This is a genomic window from Kitasatospora putterlickiae, assembly GCF_039527695.1.
Classification (GTDB): domain Bacteria; phylum Actinomycetota; class Actinomycetes; order Streptomycetales; family Streptomycetaceae; genus Kitasatospora; species Kitasatospora putterlickiae.
Genome location: NZ_BAAAKJ010000419.1, coordinates 6,804 through 11,246, shown reverse-complemented (window position 1 = coordinate 11,246; position 4,443 = coordinate 6,804). Strand labels below are relative to the sequence as shown.

Below are 4,443 nucleotides of genomic sequence, written 5' to 3'. Positions count from 1 at the left end.
CGCCGTTCGGCCGGGCCGGGTCCTCGCCGTGCGGCGACGCGGGGTCAGACCCGGTCGGCCGCGATCAGCAGGTACTGGAAGGAGCCGTCCTTGTAGGAGTTGATGAACGCCTCCTCGATGCCGGTCACCAGCGAGGGCACGGTGGCCCGCAGCTCCCAGTACGGGAGGGTGGCGGCGGTCAGGTCGACGACGGCGTTGGGGACGAGGCGGTTGTCGGCCATCGCGCGCAGGTACTCGCGGCGGGAGTGGATGTTGCACTCGAAGTGGGCGTTGATCTGCGAGACCCACTTCGAGGGCTGGCCGTAGATCGGGTTCCAGCAGCCGGTGATGGTCACGTAGCGGCCGCCGACCGACAGGATCCGCGCATGCTCGGCGAACAGGTCGTGCAGGTCGACGTACATGCTGGACTCGTTGTTCCAGGAGCCCCGGACGGTGCCGGTGCCGAACGGCATGTCGAGCATGTTGCGGACCTGGGCGTGCACCGAGTCGTCGATGCCGAGCTCCTTGGCCCGCCGGTTGCCGAACTCGGCCTGCTTGGCCGACAGGGTCACGCCCTCGACCTTGCAGCCGAAGCGCTGGTGGGCCATCACCATCGAGCCGCCGCGCCCGCAGCCGGCGTCGACCAGGGTGTGCTCGGGGCGGATGTCGCCGAGGCTGTCGAGCAGCACGTCGGTCTGCGCGGACTCCAGCCGGTGCAGCTCGGTGACCAGCTTCTTCTCCCGCTCGCTGTCGTCCGGAGCGCCGAGCGCCTCCTGGTCGACCTCGCCGATGCCGTAGTGGTGGTGGTAAAGGCCGTCCACATCGCCGAGCCGCAGGTTCACCGGCCGGGCCTCATGGTCCCAGTAACGTGCGATATCACCCTGGTAGGGAGTCGCCGGCCCGGGGACGGCGGTGCGGTTGACGGGGGTGGTGTCGGTGACGGACACGGTTCAGCTCCTTGGTTACCAGAAATCGGGCAGGCTGTAGCGGTAGGTATTGGTCTGGTGCCAGTAGTGGTTTCCGTCCACCCACGCGGCGACCCCGCGCAGGAAGCGCACCACCACCGGGACGGGCGTGGCGGCGGCCAGTGCCGCGGCCTCCGCCTCGAAGGCGTGCATCAGTTCGTTGTGCACCTCGACGGCCTTCAGGTAGCCGTCGCGGTCGGAGACGCCCTCGCGCTCGGAGATCACCACCGGCAGGTTGAGGTGCCGGCCCGGGCTCGCCAGCTCCTTGGTGTACGAGTACAGGTCGTTGACGATGGTGGTGGCGTTGCAGGCGAGCGCGATGACCCGCTGCATGGCGGGCCGGGCGTGCAGGTCGGCGGGCAGCTCGTAGCCGCCGACGGCGTCGGTGATCGTCGGGCAGGGGCGGAAGTTGTTGAACTGCCGCATCGACAGGTACTCCCACACCTCCGGGACGTGGTGGCCGTCCTGGTCCCAGGCGGCCTCGGCGAGGTACCCGAGGTGCAGGCGCGCCATGTCGTGCCGGAAGCGGTCCGACTGGGAGGCGCTGGCGGCCTGCGTGAAGTGCTCCATCGCCGAGCGGTAGGCCCGCCGGGGCGCGTCCGAGCCCAGCGACTCCTGCCAACCGCTCTGGTACTCGGCGGTGGTGTGCAGCGGGTCCAGGGCGGTGTGGGCTAGCAGCAGCCGGCTGCCGAGGCCGACCGGCGAGCCGCCGAGGTCCTCGCAGTAGCAGTCGTCGACGGCGTTCTCGGCGACCATCAGCCGGGTGGCGAGCATGATGTGGTCGACGCTCGGGGCGTCCGGGTGGCAGGCGACCATGTAGCGGCTCACCGAGAAGCCGTCGAACTGGTCCTCCCAGTCCGGCGGGTAGAGCTCGATCTCCTCGGCCCACAGCTTGATCCGGCGGTTCACCTCCGCCACCCGCTCCGCGTCCGGTTCGGGCACGGGGTGGAAGTACAGCCCGGGCACCGGATCGCCGGACGTCGGCTTGCCCGACGGCGCCTCGACCGCCGCCACCGCCTCCTGACGGGGCGCCAGGTTCAGCCCCGCCGTCCCGATCCCGCTCGGCCCGCGAAGGAGCTGCTCCAGGGCCGTCCCGCTCATGACCGCACCGCCGCGCGCCGACCGGGACGCGGTTCCGGTTGCGCGTGCTGCTGCGTCGCCTGCGGTGTCTCGCCGCTCGTGGCCACGGGCATGGGAGAACCTTCCTCTTCGAAGGGGGACACGCCATGACGGGTCGCCGGCCGTCGCCGTCGCCCCGGATGGAGGGGATCCCCGCATGCGGCGGCGGCCCCGACTCGTCTGTTGCCCAACCGTAGGCGGGGCGGAACGATCTGGACCGCTTCGCATGATCCTGTGCACTCGAAAGGGTGAACGTTCACATCAGTCACGTTTGAAACAGCGCATCCGATGATCGGTTCGGACCAGAACCAACGACGAAGCGGCCCACCGGGCAGGCAGGGCCGCCGATCAAGGATCGTTCCGGTGCTGACGAATATTGACCGATCGTCAGACCATAGGAATCGTCGACGTCTTCCGCCCCTCAGCGGTGCTCCGGGTTCTCGAAGTCGAAGCGGCAGCCCGCCTCCCACTCCGATCGCTGGTTGCCGTACGCCGGGATGCCGCCGGCGTCCTTGAGCAGCCGGGCCAGGTGGAGGAGGTTCCAGGTCATGAAGGTCGCGTTGCGGTTGGTGAAGTCGTTCTCCGGGCCGCCCGAGCCGGCGTCGAGGTAGGACGGTCCCGGGCCCGCCTCGCCGACCCATCCGGCGTCCGCCTGCGGGGGGATGGTGTAGCCGAGGTGCTGGAGGGAGTAGAGGACGTTCATGGCGCAGTGCTTGGCGCCGTCCTCGTTGCCGGTGATCAGGCAGCCGCCGGCGCGGCCGTAATAGGCGTACTGCCCGCGCTCGTTGAGGATCGACGAGCAGGAGTAGAGGCGCTCGATCACCTGCTTCATCACGGACGAGTTGTCCCCGAGCCAGATCGGGCCCGCCAGGACCAGGATGTCGGCGGCCATCACCTGGCTGTAGAGGACGGGCCAGTCGTCGGTGTCCCAGCCGTGTTCGGTCATGTCCGGCCAGACGCCGGTGGCGATGTCGTGGTCCACGGCGCGGATCACCTCGACCCGCACGCCCTGGCGCTGCATGATCCCCGTGCTGACGTCGATCAGGCCCTGGGTGTGGCTCCGCTCGGGTGAGCGCTTGAGCGTGCAGTTGATCACCAGGGCGCTGAGGTCGGCGTAGCGGGCGGGGGGCGAGGAGGTCATCGTCGGCCTTTCGCGGCTCCATCGGGGCTTGTCAGCCACCAGTCCACCCCGGCCCGCTCGCCCGCGCCCGCCGGACTCCGCCAACCGGAGCCGCGCCAGCCCTCGCCGTCAGCCCTCGCCGTCGGGCCGCTCCACCGGCGCCAGTACGGGCGTCACCAGCATCCGGCCCGCCAGGGCGGTGCTCGCGGTGACGGCGGCGAGCGTGGCGTCGTACATCGGACGGATGTTGCGCTGGTGCCAGAGCGTCTGGGTGGTCGCCCAGGCGGCGTCCCGGGCGCGGGCGATCGAGAAGCTGGCGACGATGTGCTTCAGCGGCTCGGCCCCGGCGGTGGCGACCTTGACGATCCGCGCCTCGAACGACGCCCGCTCCTCCGCCTCCACCTGTGCGAGCAGCTCGTCCACCTTGAGGTGGTCGGCGTGCACGGGCGGCGTGTCGGGCGTGGTCCGGCGCCCGATGCAGGTCTCGACGACGGCGAGCGCCAGGTCGTGGTAGGTGTGCGCGTTCATCCCCGCGAACGCGAACTGGATCGGCCACACCTTGCGGTGGCCGCGCGCGTCGAACAGCGGCCGCCACGCGGCGTTCACCGGCCGCCCCGCCTCGGCGGCCTCCACCGCGTCGAAGTACAGGTTGGCGAACACCACGTCGAGGCGCTCGATGAACACCTGGTCCTGGAAGTACCCGGCCGCGAGCCGCTGTCCGACCAGCTCGGTGACCCTCAGGTACATCCGGTTGAAGCACGCGACCCCGTCCCGGGGATCCAGCCGCGCCTTGATCGCCCGCATCCGCTCGATGACCTCGTCGACACTCTGCGCGGGCTTGGCGGCTGACTGGGTCATGGCGGTGGTCCCTTTCCGTCGTCGGCGTTCTCCGGCTGTCAGCTATACACACCGCCGCCGTTCCGGACCCGCCGAACCGGGACGCACCTCGCCACCCGTCACCCGAACCGGTGAGCCGCGACGCATGGCAACGGTTCGCGCCCGTCCCCAATGATCCGGTGCCCGGGGGGAGGCGGTCCGTGCACGGTCCGCCGTCGATTCCACCCATCGGCGGCGCGCCCGTTCCGCCGATCCGATGTTCCGGCAAGCGGACAACAGATCGGAAGAGACGTTCGGTGATTCTCACTCGGCGACGGCAACGGGCACGGCCTGTCGGTCAGCCGGATCGACACCTCCGTCAGCACGGCGAGATCCCGCTGGTCGGCAACTGGGCTGACGGCCCCCTGAACGACGGCGGGCCCC

4 protein-coding genes are annotated in these 4,443 nt (G+C 70.3%); all 4 read right to left on the bottom strand.

The window, feature by feature from the left end; genetic code table 11:
- Nucleotides 1-44: 44 nt before the first annotated feature.
- A complete protein-coding gene (locus tag ABD308_RS35025) occupies nt 45-926 on the bottom strand; it encodes a geranyl diphosphate 2-C-methyltransferase (RefSeq protein ID WP_344344006.1) in 882 nt (293 codons plus the stop codon).
- A gap of 15 nt (nt 927-941) precedes the next feature.
- Nucleotides 942-2,045 (bottom strand): family 2 encapsulin nanocompartment cargo protein terpene cyclase, encoded by a 1,104-nt coding sequence (locus ABD308_RS35020; RefSeq protein ID WP_344344003.1) that lies wholly within the window; start codon nt 2,043-2,045, stop codon nt 942-944.
- 439 nt (nt 2,046-2,484) lie between these two features.
- The gene (locus tag ABD308_RS35015; RefSeq protein WP_344344000.1) at nt 2,485-3,204 is read right to left on the bottom strand and encodes a flavodoxin family protein; all 720 of its coding nucleotides are present in this window, start codon (nt 3,202-3,204) and stop codon (nt 2,485-2,487) included.
- A gap of 108 nt (nt 3,205-3,312) precedes the next feature.
- Nucleotides 3,313-4,041 carry a DUF5995 family protein gene (locus ABD308_RS35010; protein WP_344343997.1) on the bottom strand — a complete coding sequence of 243 codons (729 nt, stop codon included), beginning with the start codon at nt 4,039-4,041 and terminating at the stop codon, nt 3,313-3,315.
- Nucleotides 4,042-4,443 lie beyond the last annotated feature (402 nt).